Raw genomic sequence first — 22,024 nt, 5'->3', positions numbered from 1 at the left:
CGTTCCCGTTTTCGGATTGGACAGCAATGATCTCACGCGCCCTTTGCTTTCAACACATGGATGATGAGCCGCCCGGCCTGTTCGGCGCGTTTCTGGCCGCCCGCGGCGTGTCCCTGGATACCGTCATGCTGCACCGGGGCGAAGCGATCCCATCGCTTGCGCCGTATGATTTCCTGCTGGTCATGGGCGGGGCCATGGACGTGTGGGAACACGACGCGCACCCTTGGCTGTTGGCGGAAAAACAGGCGATCCGCGAGTGGGCGCTGGAGCGCAACCGTCCCTATTTCGGCGTGTGCCTGGGCCTGCAGCTTCTGGCGGAAGCCGCGGGCGGAACCGTCGGTCTCGCGCGGGCGGCGGAGGTTGGCATTGGCCGCATCAAGGTGACGTCGCGCCATCCCTTCGTGGCGGGCCTGCCGCGCACCATCCGCATGATGCAGTGGCACCACGCGGAAGTGAGTGCGCTGCCGCCGGGAGCCGAGGTGCTGGCCTCGTCCACCATCTCGCCCGTGCAGATCATGGCGCTGGGTGATTGCATGGTGGGCACGCAGTTCCATGGCGAGTTGACGCCTGCACTGGTGGATCGCTGGGCGCACCTGCCGCAATATATCCAATGGCTGGAAGCAGCGCTTGGCCCCAACGCCTATTGGCGGGTGCGCGCGGAGGCCCTGCCGCTGATGCCTGCGATGCGCCGGGTCAGCCAGTCCATGTTCGATGCGCTGGCGGATGGTGTGAGCCTGCGCAAGGCCGCCTAGACCGCCTTCATCGTCTGACGGTATTTCTCTGCGTCCCAGTTCAGGAGCTGGTCGATTTCGCCTGCCGTGAGAGCCTTGAGCGGTGCCGTGGCCGGAAGGCGGCGGAAAACGTCGCCGGCGCAGCGCACCATGGGTTCGATCGAGGGCTTGGCCGCGACGTTCACCAGCACGCCCTTGCCCGGTATGGCGACGGCGGCAGCGCCGGAAGCCATGTCATCCGGAATGGATGTGCCCAGAAACACCACATGGTCGGGGTAATAGACATTGGTGCAGGCGGCGCGGCGCGATGGCTCGTCGAGGGCGATGGCGTGGCATTCCGGGTCTTCCGGCAGGCGGTAGGCGCTTCCCGCGGCCATGGCGGCGAGGGCGGCCAGGTCGGGTTTGCCGAAGTCGCGGACAGGGGCTTCGAGGGCGGCCACGACGCGGTTCAGCAACGCTTCCGCTTCCATGACGCTTCCGGCGGCGACGGCAAGCCCATGGTTGCCGAGGACGAGGACATCCACGCCGGGGCGATAGGCCTTGCGGATGGCCCGCGAGAGCATGAGGCCGGGGCGGGCATAGGGCACGAAGGCCCAGTTGAAGGCCTTGAGCCTTGCGCCCAGCACTTCTTCCGCATCGCTGCGGATGGCAAGCGCGATGGTGTTGACGCAATGGACATGGACCACGATCTTCTGCGGCATCAATCCGTGGACGGATGTTTCGATGGACGGACGCAAGCCCAGCGGGTTGATGTCCTGTCGCACGAAGTCGGTGCAGGATTCGCAAGCCGGGTCATCGGCTGCGAGCGCCGCCGACAGGCGCGCCATGTCCAGCGGTACGAAGATGTCCTTGGCGGCGGCGTCGCGCAGCCAAGTGCCCGACGCCTTGATCCACATGACGTCGCCCTGCTTGATGGAGGTGTTGCCACCGGCGGCCTGGACCAGGAGGGGATCGCTGCCCACCTTGGCGGAGAGGCGGCGGAGGGCGTGGAATTCGGGGCTGTTCACGACAAGAGTTTCCTGACTGCATCTTTCCAGCCGGCGTACTTGGCGTCGCGCTCGGCGGATTTCATTTTGGGGGAGAAGCGCTTGTCACGGGACCAGCGGGTGGCGAATTGTTCGGGAGGCGGCAGCAGGCCGGCGTGCAGGCCTGCGAGATAGGCGGCACCCAGGGCCGTTGTTTCCAGCACCTTGGGACGGTCCACGGGAGCATCGAGCATGTCGGCAAGGTTCTGCATGGTCCAGTCGGAGGCGGTCATGCCGCCATCGACGCGCAGAACGGTGCTGCCGGTGGAACCCCAGTCCTTCTGCATGGCCTCCAGGAGATCGCGCGTCTGGTAACAGACAGCTTCCAGCGCGGCCTTTGCCAGTTCGCGGTTGGTGGTGCCGCGCGTCAGACCGAAGATGGCGCCGCGCGCCTCGGCATTCCAATACGGTGCGCCAAGCCCCACAAAGGCGGGCACGAGATAGACCTGCTGGGTGGCATCCGCCGCCTTGGCCAGCGCGCCCGTGTCCTTTGCCGATGAGATGACCTTGAGTCCATCGCGCAGCCATTGCACGGCGGCTCCGGCGATGAAGATCGCGCCTTCCAGAGCATAAGTGCGCTTGCCGTTGAGCTGATAGGCGACGGTGGTGAGGAGGCGGTTCCGCGAAGGCACGGCCTTTTCGCCCGTGTTGAGGAGCGCGAAGCATCCCGTGCCGTAGGTGGATTTCATCATGCCCGGTTCGAAACAGGCCTGGCCGATGGTGGCAGCCTGCTGATCGCCCGCCACGCCACCGATCGGAATGGCGGCGCCAAGGAGTTTCGCGTCGCACATGCCGTAGTCGGCGGCGCAATCCCTGACCTCCGGGAGGAGGGACCGGGGAATGTCGAGGAGGCGGAGCAAGGCGTCATCCCACGCGCCGGTGTGAATGTTGTAGAGCAGCGTGCGCGACGCATTGGTTGCGTCCGTGGCATGCACCTTGCCGCCCGTGAGCCGCCAGATGAGGAAGGTGTCGATGGTGCCGAAAGCCAGTTCGCCCGCTTCGGCCTTCGCCCGCGCGCCCTTTACATTGTCCAGAAGCCAGGCGAGCTTCGTGCCGGAGAAATAGGGATCGAGCAGCAGTCCTGTCCTGGCGGTGAAGAGGTCTTCGTGGCCCTGGTCCTTGAGGTCCTTGCAGGCCCCGGAGGTGCGGCGGTCCTGCCAGACGATGGCCTTGTGGATGGGTTTGCCCGTCTTGCGGTTCCACACCACCACGGTCTCGCGCTGGTTGGTGATGCCGATCGCGGCGATGGCGGAGGCTTTCACTTTCGCCTTGCGCAGCGCTACCTTGCAGGTGGCGAGAACGGAGGCCCAAATTTCTTCCGGATCGTGTTCCACCCAACCGGCCTTGGGGAAGTACTGCCTGAATTCCTGCTGGCCTGATCCCTTCGGCTTCAGGTTCTTGTCGAACACGATGGCCCGCGACGAGGTGGTGCCCTGGTCGATGGCGAGGAGATGCGTGCTCATGACGTTTCCTTCACCTTTTTCTTCTTGGCGCCTTTCGCGGCGCTTTCGAAATAGTCGCGCAGGGCCTGCTGTTCTTCCGGCTTCATGTGAAGGCCAAGTTTCGAGCGCCGCCAGAGAATGTCGTCGGCAGTTTCGGCCCATTCCCTTTCGCGGAGGTGCGCGACTTCGCGCTCGCTGAGCGGCCCGAAGCTCTGGCCCAGGTCGGAGGCGAAGCGGGCGCCTTCGAGAATGCCTTCCGCCTCCGTGCCATAGGCGCGGAAGAGGCGGCGGATGATTGCCGGCTTGAGGAACGAATAGGCTTTCTGCAAGGCGCTGATGCGCTGCTCGACTTCATTCCACGGAAAGTCTCCGCCGGGCAGGGCGGCATTGGCGGTCCATGATCCCTTCATGGTGGGGAAGAAGGGCTGCAGTTCCTTCATCACGGCTTCCGAGAGTTTGCGCGCGGTCGTGATCTTGCCGCCGAAGATCGAGAGCACGGGCGCGGTACCTTGCGGATTGTCGAGCTTCAGCACGTAGTCGCGCGTGGCTTCCTGGGCCTTCGATGCGCCATCGTCATAGAGCGGGCGGATGCCCGAATAGGCCCAACGCAACTGCTCGCGCGTCACGGGGCGGCGGAAATATTCGCTGACGGACTTGAGCAGGTAATCCGTCTCCTGTTCTGAAATTTCCGGTTTTCCGGGGTCGCCGTGGTGATCCATGTCGGTGGTGCCGATGAGCGTGAAATTCTGCTCGTAGGGAATGGCAAAGCAGATGCGCCCGTCGCCATTCTGGAAGATGTAGCAGCGGTCGTGGTCATAGAGGCGGTCAACGACGATGTGGCTGCCCTTCACCATGCGGATCTTGTCGGGGTCGTTGCGGCCCACTACCTCGCCCAGAACCTGGCTCACCCACGGGCCGGCGGAGTTGACCAGTACGCGCGCCGAGATGGTTTCCGTCTTGCCGTCGCGCTCAATGCCGATCTTCCACACGCCATCCTCGCGGCGGGCAGAGGTGCATTTCGTCCGTGTACGGATTTCGGCGCCGCGCTTGGCGGCGTCGCGGGCGGAGAGGACGACGAGGCGGGCGTCCTCCACCCAGCAATCGGAGTATTCATATCCCACGCTGTAGTCGGGCTTCAGCGGCTGGCCGGTCACGTCCGATGTCAGGTCGACGGTGCGGGTGGGCGGAAGAATCTTCCGGCCGCCCAGGTGATCGTAAAGAAACAGGCCAAGGCGGAGCAGGGCGCGTGGGCGCAGGCCGTCGTGGTGAGGCAGGACAAAGCGCAACGGCCAGATGATGTGGGGCGCGGATCTGAGCAGCACCTCGCGTTCGATCAGCGCTTCCCGCACCAGCCGGAATTCATAGTGTTCGAGATAGCGCAAGCCGCCGTGGATGAGCTTCGTCGACTTGGACGAGGTGCCGGAAGCCAGATCGTTCTGCTCGGCCAGGAAGACGCTGAGGCCCCGTCCCGAAGCGTCACGGGCGATGCCGCAGCCATTTATGCCGCCGCCGATGATGAAGAGATCGTACGTCTTTTCCTGTGTCATGTCAGGGGCTTGCCTCGGTCTTTTCTGTTGCCAGTTCAAGGTTCACACCCTTGCTGCGGCAGATTTCCATGATGGGGTCGGGGGGCTCGCGGTCGGTCACGAAGGCATTGGTCATCGACATGTGGCCGATGCGGACTGGCGCGGAGCGCGTGAATTTGGTGGCGTCGGCCACGAGGATGACGTTGCGGGCGTTTTCCATGATGGCCTGCGCGGCGCGCACTTCGCGAACGTCGAAGTCGAGGAGCGAGCCGTCTTCGTCGATGGCTGACACGCCCATCACGGCATGATCGACCTTGAACTGGCGGATGGTGTCGACGGTCGACTCGCCCACGATGCCGCCATCGCTGTGGCGGATGGAGCCGCCAACGATGATGACTTCGATGCGGGGCGAAGGCAGCAGCGTCTGGGCCACGTGAATGTTGTTGGTGATGACCAGCAGCCCCTCGTGGTGGATGAGGGCGCGGGCCACTTCCTCGGTCGTCGTGCCAATGTTGATGAAGAGCGACGAATTGTTGGGAATGAGTTGTGCGGCGCGGCGGCCGATCATCGCCTTCTCCAGCGACGCGATCTGGCGGCGGGCCTCATAGGCCATGTTCTCCACACCCGACGACAGCATGGCGCCGCCATGGGTGCGCGAGAGGAGCCGGCCATCGCAGAGTTCGTTCAGGTCCTTGCGGATGGTCTGGGGTGTGACTTCGAAGCGCTCGGCGAGTTCGTCCACGCCGACGGCGCCGGTCTGGCGGGCGAGGATCAGGATCTGTTGCTGGCGGGGTGAGAGAGCAAACATGACAGTGAAAACATCAAGACGAGAGAGGTCATACTTTCATTTCCTTTCGTTTGCACCAGGAAATTTTCATTTCGTCTTTGTTTTGTGCGTTGCAGCACGTCGGGGCGTTCGTTTGTCTTTCCATTCCGCCGCGGCAGGCCAGCCTTGCGGTTCTGTATTCTGATACATATTGACGTTGCGGTGCGAAAAGGAACATAAGGGTCGAAATCTTCAAACCGGGCTTTTGGCCCGCCACGCGAAGGGCACCCATGGCAAGCAAATCCTCCGGACCTGCGGCAGCGCAAGGCAAGAACGCGCGTCCGTTTTACGCGAAACATTCCACCGCGCAGCTCAAGGACGCGCTGCGTCGCATGCACCTCATCCGCCGCTTCGAGGAAATGGCGGAAGAGAGCTACGTGCGTGGCCTCACCCACGGCACCATGCATCTTTCCGTGGGGCAGGAAGCAACGGCGGTGGGGGCCTGCATGGACCTCAGCAATGCCGACTACATCACCTCCACGCACCGCGGACACGGCCACTGCATCGGCAAGGGTGCCGACGTGAAATTCATGTTCGCCGAATTCTTCGGCAAGGAAGAAGGATATTGCCGCGGCCGGGGCGGCTCCATGCATATCGCTGATCCTGCGACGGGGAACCTCGGCGCCAACGGCATCGTGGGCGGCGGGCTGCCGCTGGCCACCGGTGCCGCACTTGCCATCAAGCAGCGCAAGGGCAAGGATGTTGCGGTGTGCTTCTTCGGCGACGGCGCGCAGAACGAAGGGGCCTTCCATGAGTCGCTCAACATGGCGGCGGTGTGGAAGTTGCCGGTCGTCTATGTGTGCGAGAACAACCAGTACGGCATGTCGGTTTCGACGGCGCGGTCCACCGCGGTGAAGGACGTGGCCATGCGGGCCGCTGCCTACAACATGCCGGGCACGATCGTGGACGGCAACAATATCGCCGATGTGAACGAAGCCGTTTCCGCCGCCATCGAGAGGGCGCGCAACGGAGAAGGCCCGAGCCTGGTTGAATGCAAGACCTACCGCACCAAGGGCCATTCGCGCTCGGACCGCAACCGCTACCGCAGCAAGGACGAGATCGAGGAATGGAAGGGCAAGGACCCTATCCCGATGTTCGAAAAGGAACTTGAGGCCCACGGTATTGCGTCGAGCGACGAGATCAGCGCCATCCGTGAGTCGGTGGAGAAAGAAATCCAGGACGCCTTCACCTTCGCCACGCAGGGAACCAATCCGGTCACCGACAGCCTGCTGCGCGGCGTCACCACAACAGATGATATTGCGATGGGAGTTGAGGCATGAGCGAGGTTCGTGAACTCAGCTTTTCCGCCGCCGTGCAGGAAGCACTGGCGCAGGCCATGGAGGCCGACGAGCGCGTGTTCCTCATGGGCGAGGACATCGGTGTCTATGGCGGCGCGTTCCAGGTGACGGGTGATCTCGTCCAGAAATTCGGCGAAGACCGCGTACGCGACACGCCGATTGCCGAACTGGGCGGTGCCGGCCTTGCCGTGGGCGCGGCGGTTGCGGGCGCGCGTCCCGTGTATGAATTCCAGTTCTCCGATTTCGCCACGCTGGCGATGGAGCAGATCGTCAACCAGGCCGCCAAGATGCGCTTCATGCTGGGTGGCAAGGTTTCCGTGCCCGTGGTGTTCCGCATGCCCTGCGGCTCGGGCACCGGTGCGGCGGCCCAGCATTCGCAATCGCTGGAGGCGTGGTTCGGGCATGTGCCGGGTCTCAAGGTGGTGGAAGCCTCCACGCCGGAAGACGCCAAGGGCCTGCTGCTGGCGGCAATCGAGGATCCGGATCCGGTTCTCGTGTTCGAACACAAGCTGCTCTACAAGGTGAAGGGCCATGTGCCCGCCGAAATGTACCGCACGCCCATCGGCAAGGCGGTCGTTCGCCGCCCGGGCAAGGATGCCACGGTCGTTGCCGCCGCCATCATGGTGCACAAGGCGCTTGAGGCGGCGGAGGAACTCGCCAAGGAAGGCATCGACATCGAAGTGATCGACCTCCGCACCATCCGTCCTATCGACGGCGCAACCATCATCGAAAGCGTGAAGAAGACCTCGCGCCTCGCCTGCATCTATGAAGGCGTGAAGACGCTGGGCATCGGCGCGGAAATTTCTGCACTGGTGGCCGAGAGCGAAGCCTTTGACTACCTCGATGCGCCGATCCTGCGCATGGGCGGGGCGGAAAGTCCGATCCCCTACAGCCCTATCCTGGAAAAGGCCGCCGTGCCGCAGACCGATGGCATCGTCGCGGCCTTGCGGGACCTCGTGAAGGGCAAGATCTGACATGGCCACCGAAGTCATTCTCCCCAAGGTCGACATGGACATGAGCACCGGCACCATTGCCGTATGGCATGTGAAGGACGGGGACACGGTGAAGAAGGGCCAACCTCTCTTCGACATCGAGACCGACAAGGCGGCGATGGAAATCGAAAGCCCTGCCGAAGGCGTGATCAGGATTGGCAATGCGCCGGTGAAGGCCGTGGTACCGATCGGCACCGTCGTCGCGATGGTCTATGGCGCGGGCGAAGAGGCCAAGCCGTTCACCGGTGGTGTGGCCGCACCTGCTGCCGCTGCGCCCGCTGCGGCCGAGGTTGCGAAGACTGCGGCGGCACAGCCTGCCGCTGCCGCCCCAGCGACTGATGCGAATGGCAAGGTGCGGGCCACTCCGCTGGCGCGAAGGCTGGCGAAACAGCAGGGCATCGCCCTTGCTGCGCTCTCGGGCTCGGGTCCGCGCGGGCGCATCGTGTCCGCCGATCTTGCAACGGCCAAGGCAGTATCGGCGAAGGCCCCGGGTGCCACGGCGCTTGCGGCCGGCATGGACGGCGATGCCGTGCGTGCGCTCTATCCGCCCGGATCGTTCAGCGTCACGCCGCTTGACGGCATGCGGCGCACCATTGCCCAGCGCCTGGTGCAATCGAAGCAGACGGTTCCGCACTTCTATCTGACGGCAACCTGCACGCTGGATGAATTGCTGGCGGTGCGCGAGCGGCTGAACGCCCATGCGCCGAAGACAGCCGACAAGACTCCGGCCTGGAAGCTGTCGGTCAATGATTTCGTCATCAAGGCCTTGGCGCTCGCCTTGCAACGCGTGCCCGCCGCGAACGTCACCTTTACCGATGAGGGCATCCTGCAGCATCAGGTGAGCGATGTGGGCGTTGCGGTGTCGGTCGACGGCGGCCTGTTCACGCCCGTCGTGCGCGCTGCCGAAACAAAATCCCTGTCGCAGATTTCCATCGAGATGAAGACGCTGGCGGCCAAGGCGCGGTCGCGCCAGTTGAAGCCTGCGGATTATCAGGGCGGCACCACGGCTGTTTCCAACCTTGGCATGTTCGGCGTTGAGCAATTCAACGCGATCATCAATCCGCCGCATGCGACGATCCTCGCGGTGGGTGCCGGTGTTGAAACCTTCGTGCCGGTCAATCGCCAGCCCGTGCTCAAGACGCAGATGAAGGTAACGCTCTCGTGCGATCACCGCGCCGTTGATGGCGCGGTTGGCGCGGAGCTGCTCAAGGCGTTCCGTGAATTCGTGGAAGAGCCGGCGCTGATGATGGCCTGATCAGGCCGTCTCGGGCAGGCGCCAGTCGATTTCCGGCTGGCCATGGTCGCGCAGGAATGCATTGGTGCGCGAGAAGGGCCTGGAGCCGAAGAAGCCGTTATAGGCGGAGAGCGGCGAGGGATGCGGTGACTTGATCACGTGATGGCGCGACGTATCCACGAAGGCCGCCTTCTTCTGCGCGTATGATCCCCACAGGATGAACACGACCGGGCGGCCGAGATTGTTCACCTGCTTCACGACCTCGTCGGTGAACGTCTCCCAGCCCTTGCCTTGGTGCGAGGCGGCGCGGTTTGCTTCCACCGTCAGCACCGCATTCAGCATCAATACGCCTTGCCGCGCCCAGTGTTCGAGATGGCCGTGGCGCGGTGGCGGGTAGCCCAGGTCGGATTGCAGTTCCTTGTAGATGTTTACCAGCGAGGGCGGCGGGGGCACGCCCGGCTTCACCGAGAAGCACAATCCGTGTGCTTGTCCCTCGCCGTGATAAGGGTCCTGCCCGAGAATGACGACGCGCACCTGGTCCAGCGGCGTGGCATCGAGCGCATGAAACCATTCGCTGCCCTTGGGAAAGATGCGCTTTCCGGCCTCGCGCTCCTGCGCAAGGAATGCGCGCAGGTTCACCATATGCGGCGCGTCGAATTGCGGCTGCAACACCGAAAGCCAGCTGGGGTGCAGGTTGACCATGGAGCGCGCCCTCAGGCCGCCGCCTCGCCCTGCGCGGGCGCACCAAGGCCCAGCACGCGGCAGATGGCATAGACGAGGTCGGAGCGGTTGAGCGTGTAGAAATGGAAATCCGTGACGCCTTCGCGCTGGAGTGCAGTCACCTGTTCGGCCGCCACCATCGCGGCCACGAGATTGCGCGTCTCGGGATCCTTGTCCAGTCCGGCGAAGCGCTGTTCCAGTTCCGGTGGAATATGTGCGCCGCACTTCGCCGCAAACTCGCAGACGCGGGCGAAGTTGGTGATGGGCAGGATGCCGGGCACCAGATTGATCTTGATGCCGCGCGCGGCGATGCGGTCGCGCAGGCGGAGGAAGAAAGCGTTGTGGAAAAAGAACTGCGACAGCGCCCGGGTGGCGCCATTCTCCGCCTTGTCGGCCATGAAGGCGAGGTCTTCCTCGATGGAAACGGAATCGGGGTGGCGCTCCGGATAGGCGGAGACGGAGATGTCGAACTGGCCGATCTCGCGGATGCCGCGCACGAGGTCTGCGGCGTTGCGGTAGCCGTCCGGGTGCGGGGAGAAGCGCGTGCCGACGCCGCCCGGCGGATCACCGCGAAGGGCGACGATATGATTGACGCCCGAGGCCTTGTAGGCGCGGATGACGGCGTTCACCTCGTCCCTTGATTTGCCCACACAGGTGAGATGGCCGGCGGCGCGGAGCGTTGTCTCCCCCGTCAGGCGGGCGAGGGTCGCGAGCGTCCGGTCCTGCGTGGTGCCGCCCGCGCCATAGGTGACGGAGACGAAATCCGGCCCGATCGTCTCCAGGCGGCGCACGGTCGCCCAGAAACTGTCCTCGGCATCGCCCACCTTGGGCGGAAAGAACTCGAAGGAGACGCGCAGCGTGTTGGTCATCGCGAAACCTCCGCAAGCGAGGGGAATGACGTGCGTACCGGCGTGCCTGCTTCGGCCAGCCAGAGCGACACTGTGAGACCCTTGCGTGACTTGAGCCAGGGCGGATCGAGGACGACGTGGCGCGTCAGTTTCAGGCTGGCGCGCTTGAGCCATGCGGTCATCTGTTCGGCAGAAATGCCAAGCCTGCGGTGAGCATGGTGCTCGCGCAATTCATCAAGGTCATGGGGTGCGAAGTCGACGATCAGCAACTTGCCGCCGGACCTCAGGATGCGGCGGGCCTCCTGGATGGCGCGTTGCGGTTCATCGAGGAAGTGCAGCACCTGATGGATGGTGACGAGGTCGGCCATGCCATCGGCGAGGGGCAGGGCATAGATGTCGGCCTGGCGCAGTTGCGCCTGGCGGAAGCCGTGCTTCTCGAGGTTGGAGCGGGCGATGGCGAGCATCTCGCGGCTGGCATCAATGCCATAGAGGTCCTGCGCCAGCGGACCGAAGAGTTCCAGCACCCGGCCGGTGCCGGTTCCCAGATCCACCAGCGTGTTGATGCCGCGCGCGCCCGCCAGGTCCTGCATGGCGGTCTCGACGCTCGCTTCATCCACGTGGAGCGAGCGGAGGTTGGACCAGTGTTCGGCATTGGCGCTGAAATAGGCCTGGGCGCGTTCCTCGCGCTGGCGGCGTACTTCGTCGAGACGGGCGAGATCACCCGTGAGGATGGCGTCGCTTCCCGGCAGCATGTCCACGAGGGCACGGGCGAGGGCTCCGCCCAATCCTTCGTTGCGCAGGCGGAAGAGCACCCAGTTGCCTTCCTTGTTTCGCGACAGCAGTCCGGCCTCCGCCATGAGTTTCAGGTGGCGGCTGACGCGGGGCTGGCTTTGGCCGAGGATGTGGGTGAGTTCGGTCACGTTCAATTCGCCGTGGGAGAGGACGAAGAGAATGCGGATGCGAGTCGTCTCCGCAATCGCCTTCAGGCCGGCCAGCAATTCATCCATGTCATCCTCCAAAACGACATAAACATATCCTTATATGAATTGCAAAGCATTGTTCGCATTTGTCGGAAAAGTGTCGCAAACGCACTACGCCGTGACGGTGGCTTGATTTCGACGCAATAACCCCTGTAACTTCGCTGGGCGAGTTCTGAAGCGGGGCAACCGGATCAGAGGCAGTAACGTAGGATGATCATGACCACGCTTTTTTCGCGCCGTGCTGCGCTTTCTCTTATGGCAGCTGCGGCGGCCTCCGCTGTGACCGCCGGCGATGCCACCGCCGATGCGGTGGCCGAAACCTATGTCGCCAAGATCGGCAAGGAAGTGTTGCGTCTCGCCAATGCGGGGACGCGTGGCAAGGCCACCCGGAACAAGTTCGCGGCAATGCTCAGCAAGTATGTGAACCTGCGCGGCATCACCATGGCCTCGCTCGGCACCTACCAGAAACAGCTTCCTCCAGGCGACAAGGACAAGCTGAACGATCTTGTCACAACCTATGCGGCGGCGCTGTTTGCCTGGTTCGTGGATGACTTCAAAGGCCAGGATTTCGTGGTGGACCGCACCGCGCAGCAGGGCAAGTACCTGCTGGTCTACAGCAAGATCGTCAAGCCCGGCGCGGATGAGCCGATTGTCTGGTACCTCTCGCCCCAGGGGGACGGCTACCGCATCGTTGACCTGAGCGTGCTGGGGGTTCGCCTGTCCAGCGCCATGCGCCAGCGTTTCAGCGACGAACTGAAGAAATCCAAGGGCAACTTCGAGCCCCTCTATGCCATGCTGCGGGAAGCCGAGACCTGGTAGGTCTGCCGCCCGTTCAACATCTGTTAACCCTAGCACCGCCACAGTTCCGGCGTTAGAAACCGAATCATGCTCACTCGCCGTTCCGTTCTTGCGGGGTTCGCCACCGCATTGCTCGCCGCACCGGCCTTGGCCGAGGATCACCCGTCGCTTGTCTACATGCGTCAGGTGGCCAAGGACATGCTTGCCGCCCACCGCCAGGGAACGGTCGCCGCCTTCCTGCGCGTGGTGCAGCGCCATGCCGACATTCCCGATATTGCCCAGGACGCGCTGGGGAAATACAGCGGCAGCCTGCAGGCCTCGCAGCGCGGGCGTTACCAGAAGGGCGTGGCGACCTATCTCGCCCGCTATTTCGCGCTGAGCTCGCGTGACTACACGGTGGCGAAGTATGAACTGGGCGACGCTTCGGTGAACAAGGACAAGGACGTGCTGATTTCCAGCCGCGTCTACCTGATGACGGGGCAGACCTACACGGTGTCGTGGAAGCTGGTCTGGCGCGGCGGGCACTACAAGGTGCGGGACGTGAGCGTGCTGGGCTTCTGGCTCACCAATTTCCAGCGCAAGGACTTCACCGACTACCTCGCCAAGCGCAACGGCAACATCAACATGTTGATCACTGCCCTCTACGGCTGAAGTCACCCTCCCTTAACCATATCGCGGCATGGTGCAGCCACGTTCCCGGGGGTGGGGGCGGTGTGAGTTGTGTCCATGCGTCGTATTATGTCTGTGGCAGGAACGATCCTGCTTGCGGTGGCCCTTGTCGCCTGTTCGGGCGGCCGTGAAAGGCCCCGTTCTTCCCGTCAGGTTGAAACGCCGCCGCCGCCCATGGCGTGCGCGGTTGATCCGCGCCAGTTCGCCGAGGCCGAGAAGGTGCGCGATTTCGGCAATGGCCGCGGCTGTGGCGTGCGCAATGCCTGGCGAGTCTATTCCATCAATGGTGTCCGTCTTTCGCAGCCCACCGTCGTCAATTGCGCCGTGGCCAACACCCTTTCGCACTGGCTGACGGACATCGTGCAGCCCGCCGCCGAGGACCGTTTCGGTGAGCGCGTGACGGAGATCGCGGTTCCCGACGGTTACTCCTGCCGCACCCGCAACAATGTGCGGGGCGCGAAGCTCAGCGAACATGCACAGGGCAATGCCATCGACGTCTCCGGCTTTACCTTCGAGGGCGGGGACAAGATCACCGTGGAGCAGGGCTGGTTCGCGGGCCGCAAGACGCGGAAATTCCTTGCCGACGTGCGCTCAGAGGCCTGTGGTCCCTTCAAGACGGTGCTCGGACCGGGAGTGGCCTACCACAAGGATCACCTGCATTTCGACCTGCAGCGGCACCGGAGCGGCGGCAGCTACTGCCGCTGAGCTGGCCGGGAGACATTGCAATTCCGGGGCCGGACGCGCATATGGGCGCCATGGACCAGGAAATCATCACGCCCCCCAACACCCCCAAGGGCCAATCCCACGCTTTCGGCCCCGTGGCCTGCTTTCTCGCGGCAGCGGGCGCGACGCTCATGACCCTGAGCCTTCTGGGTGCGGCGGCGGCTGCCTCCGTCTGGGCTTTTGCCAAGTTGCTGGGTCTGCCGGACATGGTGCTTTACGCCGTCCTCGCCGCAGCCTTCCTGCCGGTGCTGTGGGCGACAGTCTGGATTGCCGGGCGCTCGTGGCACGTGGAACAGCGGCTTGCCAACAACCTGGACGTTGATACGCCGGTCTTCCGCGTCACCCACTACTTCAAGGCCATGCGCAAGGCCTGAGGGCCTTTTTGCCCCAGAACGGCGGCTTCGAGCCCCTTTCTTGCGGCTCCGAATCCGGTAAAATGTTTTCATGTCCATCTGGTCAAACATTGCCGGGGCGGCGCAATCGCTTGGCTCCTCAGTCGGTGATTTCTTTGCGGGGTTTTCCGGCAAGAGTTCCGTTCCCGAAAAATCCGTTGCCTTCACCATCGGCATGATTGCCCTTGGCGCGAAGATGGCCAAGGCCGATGGCGTCGTCACGAAGGACGAAGTGCTCGCCTTCAAGCAGGTGTTCCACGTTCCCGAGAAGGACATGGCGGCGGTGCAGCGGGTCTTCGACCTCGCCAAGCAGGACATCGCCGGATTCGAAAGCTACGCCGAACAGGTGGCCCGGCTCTTCGTGCCCAAGTCATCCGTGCTGGAAAACGTCCTGGACGGCCTGTTCCACATCGCCAAGGCAGACCACGCCATTCACGAGCGCGAGTTGGAATACCTTGAAGCCGTGGGCGTCATCTTCGGGTTCAAGGGCGAGGAGTTCGCGCGCATCCGGGCGCGGCATGTGTCGATCGCGGAAGACCCCTATGACGTACTCGGCGTGACGCGCGGCGCATCGGCGGATGAAATCAAGAAGCACTACCGCAAGCTCGCCCGTGACCTGCATCCCGACAGGCAGATCGCCGAGGGCGTGCCTGAGGAAATGGTTGAACTGGCCAGCAACCGGCTGGCGCGCATCAACGTCGCTTATGAGCAGGTCATGAAGGGACTGCCGGCGTGATCGGCACGAAATTGCCGCGCCGCGCCGTTCTCTCTCCCAACATCGAACCGCGCGCCGCCGGAAAATTTCCGAAGTTCCTCATCCTGCATTATACCGGCATGGAAACCGCCGACATTGCCTGCAACTGGCTGTGCGTGCCGGAGTCGCGGGTGTCGTGCCACTATCTCATCGACGAGCAGGGCGGCATCGTCCAGATGGTGGGCGAAGAGATGCGGGCCTGGCATGCCGGCGTTTCAAGCTGGGAGGGAGAGACCGATATCAACTCCTGCTCCATCGGAATCGAGATTCACAACAGCGGCCACGGGGGCGACTATGCCGATTTCCCGGCCACGCAGATGCGGGTGGTGGCCGCGCTGAGCCGGGACATCGTTCAGCGTCACGGGATTTTGCCACAGCATGTGCTCGCCCATTCCGACATCGCACCGGGGCGCAAGATTGACCCCGGCGAAAAATTTGACTGGCGATTTCTGCACGGGGAAGGCGTGGGACACTGGGTTCCACCCGCAGCGATTTCCAGCGGCGCCTATCTTCAGCAGGGTGACGGCGGCACCACGGTCCTCGCCTTGCAGGGATTGTTGAAGATGTACGGCTACGGGATTGACTTGACTGGAGAATACGACGAACGCACGCGCGTGGTGGTGGAGGCGTTCCAGCGCCATTTCCGGCCCACCCGGGTGGATGGAGTAGCAGACCAATCGACCATCGCCACCCTGCATGCGCTGTTGCAGGCACGGCCAGCCGGTGCAGCGGCGTGAGCGGATCTATTTTGTGCGGCAGAGTTTGAACAGGTCATCCAGATTGGCATCGAGCAAGGGATACGTTGCCTCGTGCTTGCCGATCTTCACGCTGAAGCGGTCGGCCTTGTTGAGTGCGATCATCACCGGATCATCAAGCGCGAGTTCGGTCTCGATGGACGTTGCACCGGTGTTGGCGTTGGCCGTTGTCTTGCCCTTCAGCGTGTGTGCTGCCTTGTCGATGGTCAGGACAAAATCGGCCGAGGTGTCGGGCTTCAGATCAGCCGAGCCTTCGGGGAAGAAGATCTTCACCTTGCCGCTGGCGAGCTTGCACCAGAAACTCACGCCCACATCATCTGATTCCGGAACACCGAAGACGAGGAAGGCATCCTCATCGGCGGCATCGAGCAGCCATTCCCGCTCCTGGGCCCGGACGGGCTGGGGCAGGGCGATGGCGCAGGCCATGAAGACGGCTGATAGAACGGGTCGCAGATATCGCATGAAACAATCCAGTCGCGGCGTCTTAGCTGATGTCGGCTGGAATTGCACCATGGCAAGAGGGCCGCGTGCAATCGGAAAACCTCCAAGGGAGTGCACGGCATGGCCGAACTGATCATCACCAATGGCAAGGTCCTCACCATGGACGAGGCGCGGCCTTCAGCCGAGGCGGTTGCCATGGCGGGAGGGCGCATCATCAAGGTCGGGCGCAGCCGGGACGTGATGGCCGAACGGGGCCGCAGGACGCGGGTCGTCGATGCAGGGGGCAAGACGGTGCTGCCGGGGCTGATCGAGGGGCACATGCACATCGTGCCGGGGTCGCTTGAACTGTCCATGCTGAATGTGACGGGCTTGAACGGACTTGAGGCCGTGCGCTCCGCCGTTCAGGCCTACGCTGCTGGCCATCCCGGCGGGGCGCTGATCGTGGGCAATGGCCTCTCCTATGTGGCCTTCGGCAATGGCCGAGCCGCGACCCGTCACGACCTCGACCACTGCCTGCCCGACAGGCCGCTGGTGCTCTATGCGCCCGACCATCACACCGCCTGGGCCAATACCAAGGCGCTGGAACTTTCAGGAATCCTGCAGGGCCGCGCATTGCCGCCAGGCCATGAGATCGTCATGGGGCCGGATGGGCTTGCGACGGGCGAACTGCGCGAGCCTCTGGCCATTGCACCCGCCGTTGCCGCAGCGACCGACTATACCCGGGCGCGAGCGGGGCTGGAGGGATTGGAGATCGACCCGCATCCGGGTGAAGACGCGTTCGCGGCGGATCTCGCCGTGGTGAAGCGCGGCCTCGTCCATCTCGCCGAGCATGGCATCACCTCGTTCCACAACATGGACGGCAATATCTACACAATGCAGTTGCTCCATGCGCTGGAGCAGCGGGGAGAACTGACGGCACGGGCGCGGGTGCCGTTCCACTTCAAGCCCTTCATGGCACTGGCGGCGCTGGACCGGGCGCGGATGCTCTCGGCTGCCTACCAGTCCGACATGCTGCGGGGCGGAGCCGTGAAGATGTTCATGGATGGTGTTCTGGATTCAGGCACGGCGGTGGTGCTGGACGATTACCCCGATGCGCCGGGGTGGCGGGGTGATCCGCTGTTCTCGCAGGAGCGCTTCAACGCGGTGGCGATTGCCGCAGACAGGCTCGGCCTGCAGATCGCGGTTCATGCCATCGGCGATGGCGCAGTGCGCATGACGCTCAATGGCTACGAAGCCGCGCGCAAGGCCAACGGCAAGCGCGACAGCCGCCACCGCATCGAGCACATCGAAATCCACCATCCCGATGATCTCCGCCGCTTCAGGTCGCTCGGCGTGCTGGCGTCCATGCAGACGTGTCACGCGCCGGGGACCTCCGGGCTTTCGCTGGAACCGACGATCAGCAAGATCGGCAAGGACAAGTGGCCTTACGCCTTTGCCTGGCAGACGATCCGCAAGGCGAAGGTGCCGCTTGTCTTCGGAACGGATTGGCCAGTCTCCGACATCAACCCCCTGCGCGCCATTCACGCCGCCGTCACCCGGCGGGAATGGGGTGACAGCATGAAACCGCAGCGGCAATCCCTGCACGACAGCTTGCACAGCTACACCGTGATGGGGGCCTATGCGGAGTTCGCCGAGGGCCGGAAGGGTGTGCTGAAGCGCGGCGCAATGGGTGATGCGGTGGTGCTTGATGCCGACCTTGAAACAATCGCGCCGGACGACATCGAACGCGTCAAGGTGCAGGCAACCGTGGTGAATGGCCAGGTTGTCTACGAACGCTGAGTCTTCTTCGATTTTTCAAGGAATTCAGAGAGAAGCCTGAGGTTTCTCGTGTTCGCCTTGAAGAAGAGATCGAACACGTCTCCGGCCACGGGGATGCTGCCGACGCCTGCATCGATGGCGGCATTGGCGAGCATCTTCACGAGCAGCGCAGGTGGTGCTCCCATGCGGTGCGCGAGGATGACGGCGTAGGCGGAAATGCCGAAGCCGATGGCATCGCCCGCTCCCGGCACAAGACCCAGCACCGAGTCCATGCCGAAGCGCAGGCGCGTGAAGGGAATGCCCCAGGCCGTGTCCATGAGGCGGGCCAGCCGTTGCAGTCGTTGCAGTTGCTTTGCGTGGTCGATGGTCTTGGTCATGGTGCCCCCCGGACCGGGTGTTGCCGGCGCGCGATAGATGGTCCCGCGGCGGCGCAATTCAAGTGCGGACGCGGACGTTGTTGACGGGAGCAGCGGCCACGCCTAACGGAGGCGCGCCAGTCGGCCGGATGACCGCTGCCGCATCAGCCGAAAGGCTGCGGGAGAGGAAAGTCCGGGCTCCACGGAAGAACGGTGCCGGATAACGTCCGGCGGGGGCGACCCCAGGGACAGTGCCACAGAAAACAAACCGCCGGAGCATGCTCCGGCAAGGGTGAAACGGTGCGGCAAGAGCGCACCGCGCGCCTGGCAACAGGAGCGGCAGGGCAAACCCCACCGGGAGCAAGACCGAATAGGGACGGCACGGCGGCTTGTCCGCCAGGGCTTTTTCCGGCCTGCTGTCCGGGTTGGTTGCGAGAAGCATCCGGCGACGGATGTTCCAGATGAATGGTCATCCAGCGTCCCTGCCTTCGCGGGCGGGGGCGCGGACAGAACCCGGCTTACAGGCCGACTGGCACCTTTTCCTGTAGAACAGCCTTTGGGCGGCCGTTTTTCGCCCCATTTGTGGGTGGAAATGAATCGCCCCTGAAACTGTTTGTTAAGATTCGCCGGAGCATTGTCGGGGTTCCGTTAACATCTTGTTCACCCTGTTGCTTTTGCCCGTGTCAACGTCTCCCCACTCCCCCGGTCCGGCACCTGAGGCCCATCCCGCGCAGCACATTCCCGTGCTGCTGGATGAGGTGTTGCAGGCGCTTGCGCCTGTGGCAGGCGAGGTTTTCATCGATGGCACATTCGGGGCGGGCGGATATACGCGGGCCATTCTTGGCCACGCCGATTGCCAGGTGATTGCTATCGACCGCGATCCCGCTGCCATCCGTGATGGGCAGGGGCTCGTTGCCGTTTCCGGCGGGCGGCTCAGGCTGGTCCACGGCACCTTCGCCACAATGGAAGACATCGCCGCCGGGAAGGTGGATGGCGTTGTCCTGGACATCGGCGTGTCCTCCATGCAGCTCGACCAGGCGGAACGGGGATTCTCGTTCCTGCGCGATGGTCCGCTCGACATGCGCATGTCGGGGGAGGGGTTCTCCGCGGCGGATGTGGTCAACACGCTGCCAGCGGAGGCGCTGGCCGACATCATCTTTGTGCTGGGCGAGGAACACAAGTCGCGCAGCATCGCCCGCGCCATCGTGAAGGCGCGCGAGACGGAACCGTTGCGCACGACCTTCGACCTTGTGCGCGCCGTGGAACGCGCCACGGGGCCGCAGCGCGCCAAGGACCGCACGCATCCTGCCACGCGCACCTTCCAGGCGTTGCGCATTCACGTGAATGGCGAACTTGACGAACTGGCGGCGGCGCTGTTTGCAGCCGAACGCATTCTCAAGCCCGGCGGGCGGCTGGTGGTGGTGACATTCCATTCGCTGGAAGACCGGCTGGTGAAGCGCTTCTTCGCCCTGCGGAGCGGCCATGTTCCGTCGGCCTCGCGCCATGCGCCGGGCCTGGAGCAGAAACCGGATCCTTCGTTTACGTTGCCGTTCAAGGGTCACGTCGATGCCTCCGCTGCTGAATGCGCCCGCAATCCGCGCGCCCGCTCCGCCAAGCTGCGCGCCGGTGTTCGCACTGATGCTCCCCCGATGGCAGCCGATGCGGTGCTGATCGGCAATCCCCAACTGAAACCGGTGAGACACTGATGCTCAAGATCATCAATGCGTTCCTCGTGATGACCGTGCTGGTGTCTGGCTACGCGCTCTATGGGCTGGAACATGCCACACGCGGCGAAGAGCGGCGCATCGCCGCCAGCAAGCGCAAGATTGATGAAGCGCGCGAGGCGATCAAGCTGCTCAAGGCGGAATGGAGCAGCCTGACGCGGCCGGAGCGCATCCAGAAGCTCGCCCAGCAAAGCCTCAACCTCGAGCCCACGCGGGCGCAGCAATTCGTGAGCCTTGACGACCTCCTGACGAAGGTGCCGGAAAGTGTGCCGGTGAAACTGGAGGAAGACGGCAAGGACCCCATTGGTGACATCCTGAAGAAGATGCAATGATGTTGCGACACAAGACCATTACGCCCCTTGCAGGTACACCGCGTCTGGCGGGGCAGAACCGCATCCGCCTGCTGGGCCTCGGTTTCGCGCTGGCCTTCACGGCGATCGGCGGGCAACTCGTCCGCATCAATGTGCTGAAGCCCGCGGAAGACGTGAACACCGAACTTGCGAAACACCAGGACCGGATCCCGCGGCCCGACATCGTGGACCGTTACGGCAATGTGCTGGCGACCGACATTGCGGTTGCTTCGCTCTATGCCGATCCGCGCAAGGTTCCTGACGTGGATGAAGCGGTGGAATTGCTGAGTGCTGCCTTGCCCGACGTAGATGCCGCCGACCTGCGGCGCAAGTTGCTGAAGCCAAAGAGCGCCTTTGCCTGGATCAAGCGCCAGGTGAGCCCGGAAGAGCGCGATGCCGTTTACAATCTCGGCATTCCCGGCGTTGCCTATATCAACGAGCGCAAGCGCGTCTATCCGCAGGGACGGCTTGCGGCCCACACGGTGGGCTATGTCGACATGGATACAAAGGGCATCGCCGGTATCGAGAAATACCTCGACAATGCAGGTGCGATCTACACCGCGTCGCTCGCTGATCCGCAGAAGCAGATTGCAGCACCGGCCGAGCTTTCGCTGGACATTCGCGTGCAGCACGTGATGACGGACGAGATCGGCAAGGCCATCGTCAAGTTCAAGGCGATTGCCGGCGGCGGCATCATTCTTGACATCGAGACGGGCGAGATCGTGGCTCTGGTGTCCCTGCCGGATTACAATCCAAATGCCGAGCCCAAGGTCTTCACCAAGGACCAGCAGAACCGCATGCTGAGCGGTGTCTATGAACTCGGTTCGGTCATCAAGGCCGTGACCTTCGCCATGGCCTTTGACTACGGCACGATCACCATGAGTTCGAAATTCGATGCGCGCTTCCCGCTGGCGATCGGCAGTGCGCGCATCAACGACTTCCATGCGCAGCGCCGCATCCTGACCGTGCCGGAGGTTTTCACCAATTCGTCCAACATCGGCACCGCCAAGATGGCGCTGGATGTGGGGCTGGAGCGTCACCAGGCGTTCCTGCGCAAGGTCGGCCTGTTCGACAAGCTGGAGACGGAAGTGCCGGAGACGGCCCATCCGCTGCTGCCGAAACGGTGGAGCCGGATTGTGTCGGCCACGGCTGCCTTCGGCCATGGTTTTGCCGTGCAGCCCTTGCAAGGCTTGTCGGTGGTGGCGGGCATCCTCAACGACGGGAAGCTCATTCCGCCCACATTCATCAAGCGCTCAAAGGAAGAGGCTGAAGTCTTGGCGCAGCAGATCATCAAGCCATCCACCTCCGAGAAGATGCGGACGTTGTTCCGCCTGAACGCCGACGAGGGTTCGGCGAGCAAGGCCAATGTCATCGGCTACCGCGTGGGCGGCAAGACGGGCACGGCTGAAAAGGTTGTGCACGGCCGCTATTCCAAGGACCGCCGCCTGTCCTCCTTCATCGGGGCCTTCCCGATGGACAAGCCAAAATATGCCGTGTTCGTGATGCTGGACGAGCCGCAAGCCCTGCCGGAAACCTATGGCTTTGCCACTGCCGGCTGGAACGCTGTGCCGACGGCGGGAACAATCATCGAGCGCATCGCCCCCATGCTCGGCATCGAACCCACCTTCACGGAAGCCGATCTCGAAAAACTCGCCAAACTGGAAAAGCAGAAGAAGAACTGA

24 protein-coding genes and 1 other RNA gene are annotated in these 22,024 nt (G+C 63.5%); 15 read left to right on the top strand and 10 right to left on the bottom strand.

The window, feature by feature from the left end:
• Positions 1 to 56: 56 nt before the first annotated feature.
• On the top strand, positions 57 to 752 hold the full coding sequence (locus IPM06_00995) for a type 1 glutamine amidotransferase (protein ID MBK8768988.1): 696 nt from the start codon (positions 57 to 59) through the stop codon (positions 750 to 752).
• On the opposite strand, the gene IPM06_00990 is transcribed toward IPM06_00995, so the two are convergent.
• Genes IPM06_00990 through IPM06_00970 form a run of 5 tightly spaced genes read right to left on the bottom strand, consistent with a single transcriptional unit; the run spans position 749 to position 5,782 of the window.
• Complete coding sequence (locus IPM06_00990; protein MBK8768987.1) at positions 749 to 1,738, bottom strand: class II aldolase; 990 nt, start codon at positions 1,736 to 1,738, stop codon at positions 749 to 751. The two genes, IPM06_00995 and IPM06_00990, sit on opposite strands and share 4 nt — an antisense overlap.
• Positions 1,735 to 3,219 carry a glycerol kinase GlpK gene (gene glpK / locus IPM06_00985; GenBank protein MBK8768986.1) on the bottom strand — a complete coding sequence of 495 codons (1,485 nt, stop codon included), beginning with the start codon at positions 3,217 to 3,219 and terminating at the stop codon, positions 1,735 to 1,737. Before glpK ends, IPM06_00990 begins: the two co-directional genes overlap by 4 nt.
• On the bottom strand, positions 3,216 to 4,745 hold the full coding sequence (gene glpD / locus IPM06_00980; GenBank protein ID MBK8768985.1) for a glycerol-3-phosphate dehydrogenase: 1,530 nt from the start codon (positions 4,743 to 4,745) through the stop codon (positions 3,216 to 3,218). The genes glpK and glpD overlap by 4 nt, the downstream gene beginning before the upstream one ends.
• Position 4,746: 1 nt before the next feature.
• Positions 4,747 to 5,532, bottom strand: a complete 786-nt coding sequence (locus tag IPM06_00975; protein MBK8768984.1) for a DeoR/GlpR transcriptional regulator — start codon at positions 5,530 to 5,532, stop codon at positions 4,747 to 4,749.
• A gap of 28 nt (positions 5,533 to 5,560) precedes the next feature.
• Entirely contained in the window at positions 5,561 to 5,782 is a 222-nt protein-coding gene (locus tag IPM06_00970; protein ID MBK8768983.1) for a hypothetical protein, read from the bottom strand.
• Here IPM06_00970 and IPM06_00965 point away from each other — a divergent pair.
• From IPM06_00965 to IPM06_00955, 3 genes are read left to right on the top strand one after another with little or no spacing between them, the layout of a single operon-like run.
• Positions 5,781 to 6,830, top strand: a complete 1,050-nt coding sequence (locus tag IPM06_00965; protein MBK8768982.1) for a thiamine pyrophosphate-dependent dehydrogenase E1 component subunit alpha — start codon at positions 5,781 to 5,783, stop codon at positions 6,828 to 6,830. The genes IPM06_00970 and IPM06_00965 overlap by 2 nt on opposite strands.
• On the top strand, positions 6,827 to 7,822 hold the full coding sequence (locus IPM06_00960) for an alpha-ketoacid dehydrogenase subunit beta (GenBank protein ID MBK8768981.1): 996 nt from the start codon (positions 6,827 to 6,829) through the stop codon (positions 7,820 to 7,822). Before IPM06_00965 ends, IPM06_00960 begins: the two co-directional genes overlap by 4 nt.
• 1 nt (position 7,823) lies before the next feature.
• Positions 7,824 to 9,095, top strand: a complete 1,272-nt coding sequence (locus IPM06_00955) for a 2-oxo acid dehydrogenase subunit E2 (protein ID MBK8768980.1) — start codon at positions 7,824 to 7,826, stop codon at positions 9,093 to 9,095.
• Here the strand turns inward: IPM06_00955 and ung are convergent, their stop codons facing one another.
• From ung to IPM06_00940, 3 genes are read right to left on the bottom strand one after another with little or no spacing between them, the layout of a single operon-like run.
• A complete protein-coding gene (gene ung / locus IPM06_00950) occupies positions 9,096 to 9,776 on the bottom strand; it encodes a uracil-DNA glycosylase (GenBank protein ID MBK8768979.1) in 681 nt (226 codons plus the stop codon).
• A gap of 11 nt (positions 9,777 to 9,787) precedes the next feature.
• The gene (gene metF / locus IPM06_00945) at positions 9,788 to 10,663 is read right to left on the bottom strand and encodes a methylenetetrahydrofolate reductase [NAD(P)H] (protein MBK8768978.1); all 876 of its coding nucleotides are present in this window, start codon (positions 10,661 to 10,663) and stop codon (positions 9,788 to 9,790) included.
• A complete protein-coding gene (locus IPM06_00940; GenBank protein MBK8768977.1) occupies positions 10,660 to 11,649 on the bottom strand; it encodes a metalloregulator ArsR/SmtB family transcription factor in 990 nt (329 codons plus the stop codon). The genes metF and IPM06_00940 overlap by 4 nt, the downstream gene beginning before the upstream one ends.
• A 189-nt stretch (positions 11,650 to 11,838) precedes the next feature.
• On the opposite strand from IPM06_00940, the gene IPM06_00935 reads away from it, so the two are divergent.
• From IPM06_00935 to IPM06_00910, 6 genes are all read left to right on the top strand, one after another.
• Entirely contained in the window at positions 11,839 to 12,441 is a 603-nt protein-coding gene (locus IPM06_00935) for an ABC transporter substrate-binding protein (protein MBK8768976.1), read from the top strand.
• A 66-nt stretch (positions 12,442 to 12,507) separates the two neighbouring features.
• Positions 12,508 to 13,071, top strand: a complete 564-nt coding sequence (locus IPM06_00930; protein ID MBK8768975.1) for an ABC transporter substrate-binding protein — start codon at positions 12,508 to 12,510, stop codon at positions 13,069 to 13,071.
• 75 nt (positions 13,072 to 13,146) lie between these two features.
• Positions 13,147 to 13,794: an extensin family protein gene (locus tag IPM06_00925; GenBank protein ID MBK8768974.1), complete on the top strand. Its 648-nt coding sequence runs from the start codon at positions 13,147 to 13,149 to the stop codon at positions 13,792 to 13,794.
• Positions 13,795 to 13,844: 50 nt separating this feature from the next.
• Positions 13,845 to 14,186, top strand: coding sequence for a hypothetical protein (locus tag IPM06_00920; GenBank protein ID MBK8768973.1), 342 nt, complete (start codon positions 13,845 to 13,847; stop codon positions 14,184 to 14,186).
• A gap of 70 nt (positions 14,187 to 14,256) precedes the next feature.
• On the top strand, positions 14,257 to 14,940 hold the full coding sequence (locus IPM06_00915) for a DnaJ family molecular chaperone (protein ID MBK8768972.1): 684 nt from the start codon (positions 14,257 to 14,259) through the stop codon (positions 14,938 to 14,940).
• Between the two features lie 98 nt (positions 14,941 to 15,038).
• A complete protein-coding gene (locus tag IPM06_00910; protein MBK8768971.1) occupies positions 15,039 to 15,695 on the top strand; it encodes an N-acetylmuramoyl-L-alanine amidase in 657 nt (218 codons plus the stop codon).
• A 6-nt stretch (positions 15,696 to 15,701) separates the two neighbouring features.
• On the opposite strand, the gene IPM06_00905 is transcribed toward IPM06_00910, so the two are convergent.
• Complete coding sequence (locus IPM06_00905) at positions 15,702 to 16,175, bottom strand: hypothetical protein (protein MBK8768970.1); 474 nt, start codon at positions 16,173 to 16,175, stop codon at positions 15,702 to 15,704.
• A gap of 99 nt (positions 16,176 to 16,274) precedes the next feature.
• Here IPM06_00905 and IPM06_00900 point away from each other — a divergent pair, with 99 nt between their 5' ends.
• Entirely contained in the window at positions 16,275 to 17,933 is a 1,659-nt protein-coding gene (locus IPM06_00900) for an amidohydrolase (protein MBK8768969.1), read from the top strand.
• Here IPM06_00900 and IPM06_00895 read toward each other — a convergent pair.
• Positions 17,921 to 18,289, bottom strand: a complete 369-nt coding sequence (locus IPM06_00895; GenBank protein MBK8768968.1) for a DUF4112 domain-containing protein — start codon at positions 18,287 to 18,289, stop codon at positions 17,921 to 17,923. The two genes, IPM06_00900 and IPM06_00895, sit on opposite strands and share 13 nt — an antisense overlap.
• A gap of 116 nt (positions 18,290 to 18,405) precedes the next feature.
• Between IPM06_00895 and rnpB the strand changes: the two genes are divergently transcribed.
• The 4 genes from rnpB (at position 18,406) to IPM06_00875 (ending at position 22,024) form a co-directional block, all read left to right on the top strand.
• Positions 18,406 to 18,805, top strand: an RNA gene (gene rnpB, locus IPM06_00890) — RNase P RNA component class A.
• Between the two features lie 143 nt (positions 18,806 to 18,948).
• Complete coding sequence (gene rsmH, locus IPM06_00885) at positions 18,949 to 19,974, top strand: 16S rRNA (cytosine(1402)-N(4))-methyltransferase RsmH (GenBank protein ID MBK8768967.1); 1,026 nt, start codon at positions 18,949 to 18,951, stop codon at positions 19,972 to 19,974.
• The gene (ftsL, locus tag IPM06_00880; GenBank protein MBK8768966.1) at positions 19,974 to 20,324 is read left to right on the top strand and encodes a cell division protein FtsL; all 351 of its coding nucleotides are present in this window, start codon (positions 19,974 to 19,976) and stop codon (positions 20,322 to 20,324) included. The genes rsmH and ftsL overlap by 1 nt, the downstream gene beginning before the upstream one ends.
• Positions 20,321 to 22,024, top strand: coding sequence for a penicillin-binding protein 2 (locus IPM06_00875; protein MBK8768965.1), 1,704 nt, complete (start codon positions 20,321 to 20,323; stop codon positions 22,022 to 22,024). The genes ftsL and IPM06_00875 overlap by 4 nt, the downstream gene beginning before the upstream one ends.

The sequence above is a fragment of the Hyphomicrobiales bacterium genome (assembly GCA_016710435.1).
Taxonomy (GTDB): Bacteria; Pseudomonadota; Alphaproteobacteria; order Rhizobiales; family Aestuariivirgaceae; genus Aestuariivirga.
The sequence above is the reverse complement of the archived record's forward strand: the minus strand, read 5'-3'. Positions and strand labels throughout refer to the sequence as shown.

Bases quoted from the DNA above. Each gene is read 5' to 3' on its own strand.
- IPM06_00925 (MBK8768974.1), top strand. From the start codon at position 13,147: ATGCGTCGTATTATGTCTGTGGCAGGAACGATCCTGCTTGCGGTGGCC.
- IPM06_00875 (MBK8768965.1), top strand. From the start codon at position 20,321: ATGATGTTGCGACACAAGACCATTACGCCCCTTGCAGGTACACCGCGT.
- IPM06_00895 (MBK8768968.1), bottom strand. From the start codon at position 18,289: ATGACCAAGACCATCGACCACGCAAAGCAACTGCAACGACTGCAACGG.
- IPM06_00920 (MBK8768973.1), top strand. From the start codon at position 13,845: ATGGACCAGGAAATCATCACGCCCCCCAACACCCCCAAGGGCCAATCC.
- ung (MBK8768979.1), bottom strand. From the start codon at position 9,776: ATGGTCAACCTGCACCCCAGCTGGCTTTCGGTGTTGCAGCCGCAATTC.
- IPM06_00995 (MBK8768988.1), top strand. From the start codon at position 57: ATGGATGATGAGCCGCCCGGCCTGTTCGGCGCGTTTCTGGCCGCCCGC.
- ftsL (MBK8768966.1), top strand. From the start codon at position 19,974: ATGCTCAAGATCATCAATGCGTTCCTCGTGATGACCGTGCTGGTGTCT.
- glpD (MBK8768985.1), bottom strand. From the start codon at position 4,745: ATGACACAGGAAAAGACGTACGATCTCTTCATCATCGGCGGCGGCATA.
- IPM06_00965 (MBK8768982.1), top strand. From the start codon at position 5,781: ATGGCAAGCAAATCCTCCGGACCTGCGGCAGCGCAAGGCAAGAACGCG.
- IPM06_00930 (MBK8768975.1), top strand. From the start codon at position 12,508: ATGCTCACTCGCCGTTCCGTTCTTGCGGGGTTCGCCACCGCATTGCTC.
- metF (MBK8768978.1), bottom strand. From the start codon at position 10,663: ATGACCAACACGCTGCGCGTCTCCTTCGAGTTCTTTCCGCCCAAGGTG.
- IPM06_00915 (MBK8768972.1), top strand. From the start codon at position 14,257: ATGTCCATCTGGTCAAACATTGCCGGGGCGGCGCAATCGCTTGGCTCC.
- IPM06_00935 (MBK8768976.1), top strand. From the start codon at position 11,839: ATGACCACGCTTTTTTCGCGCCGTGCTGCGCTTTCTCTTATGGCAGCT.
- IPM06_00960 (MBK8768981.1), top strand. From the start codon at position 6,827: ATGAGCGAGGTTCGTGAACTCAGCTTTTCCGCCGCCGTGCAGGAAGCA.
- IPM06_00900 (MBK8768969.1), top strand. From the start codon at position 16,275: ATGGCCGAACTGATCATCACCAATGGCAAGGTCCTCACCATGGACGAG.
- IPM06_00955 (MBK8768980.1), top strand. From the start codon at position 7,824: ATGGCCACCGAAGTCATTCTCCCCAAGGTCGACATGGACATGAGCACC.
- IPM06_00905 (MBK8768970.1), bottom strand. From the start codon at position 16,175: ATGCGATATCTGCGACCCGTTCTATCAGCCGTCTTCATGGCCTGCGCC.
- IPM06_00910 (MBK8768971.1), top strand. From the start codon at position 15,039: ATGGAAACCGCCGACATTGCCTGCAACTGGCTGTGCGTGCCGGAGTCG.
- IPM06_00975 (MBK8768984.1), bottom strand. From the start codon at position 5,532: ATGTTTGCTCTCTCACCCCGCCAGCAACAGATCCTGATCCTCGCCCGC.
- IPM06_00970 (MBK8768983.1), bottom strand. From the start codon at position 5,782: ATGGGTGCCCTTCGCGTGGCGGGCCAAAAGCCCGGTTTGAAGATTTCG.
- glpK (MBK8768986.1), bottom strand. From the start codon at position 3,219: ATGAGCACGCATCTCCTCGCCATCGACCAGGGCACCACCTCGTCGCGG.
- IPM06_00940 (MBK8768977.1), bottom strand. From the start codon at position 11,649: ATGGATGAATTGCTGGCCGGCCTGAAGGCGATTGCGGAGACGACTCGC.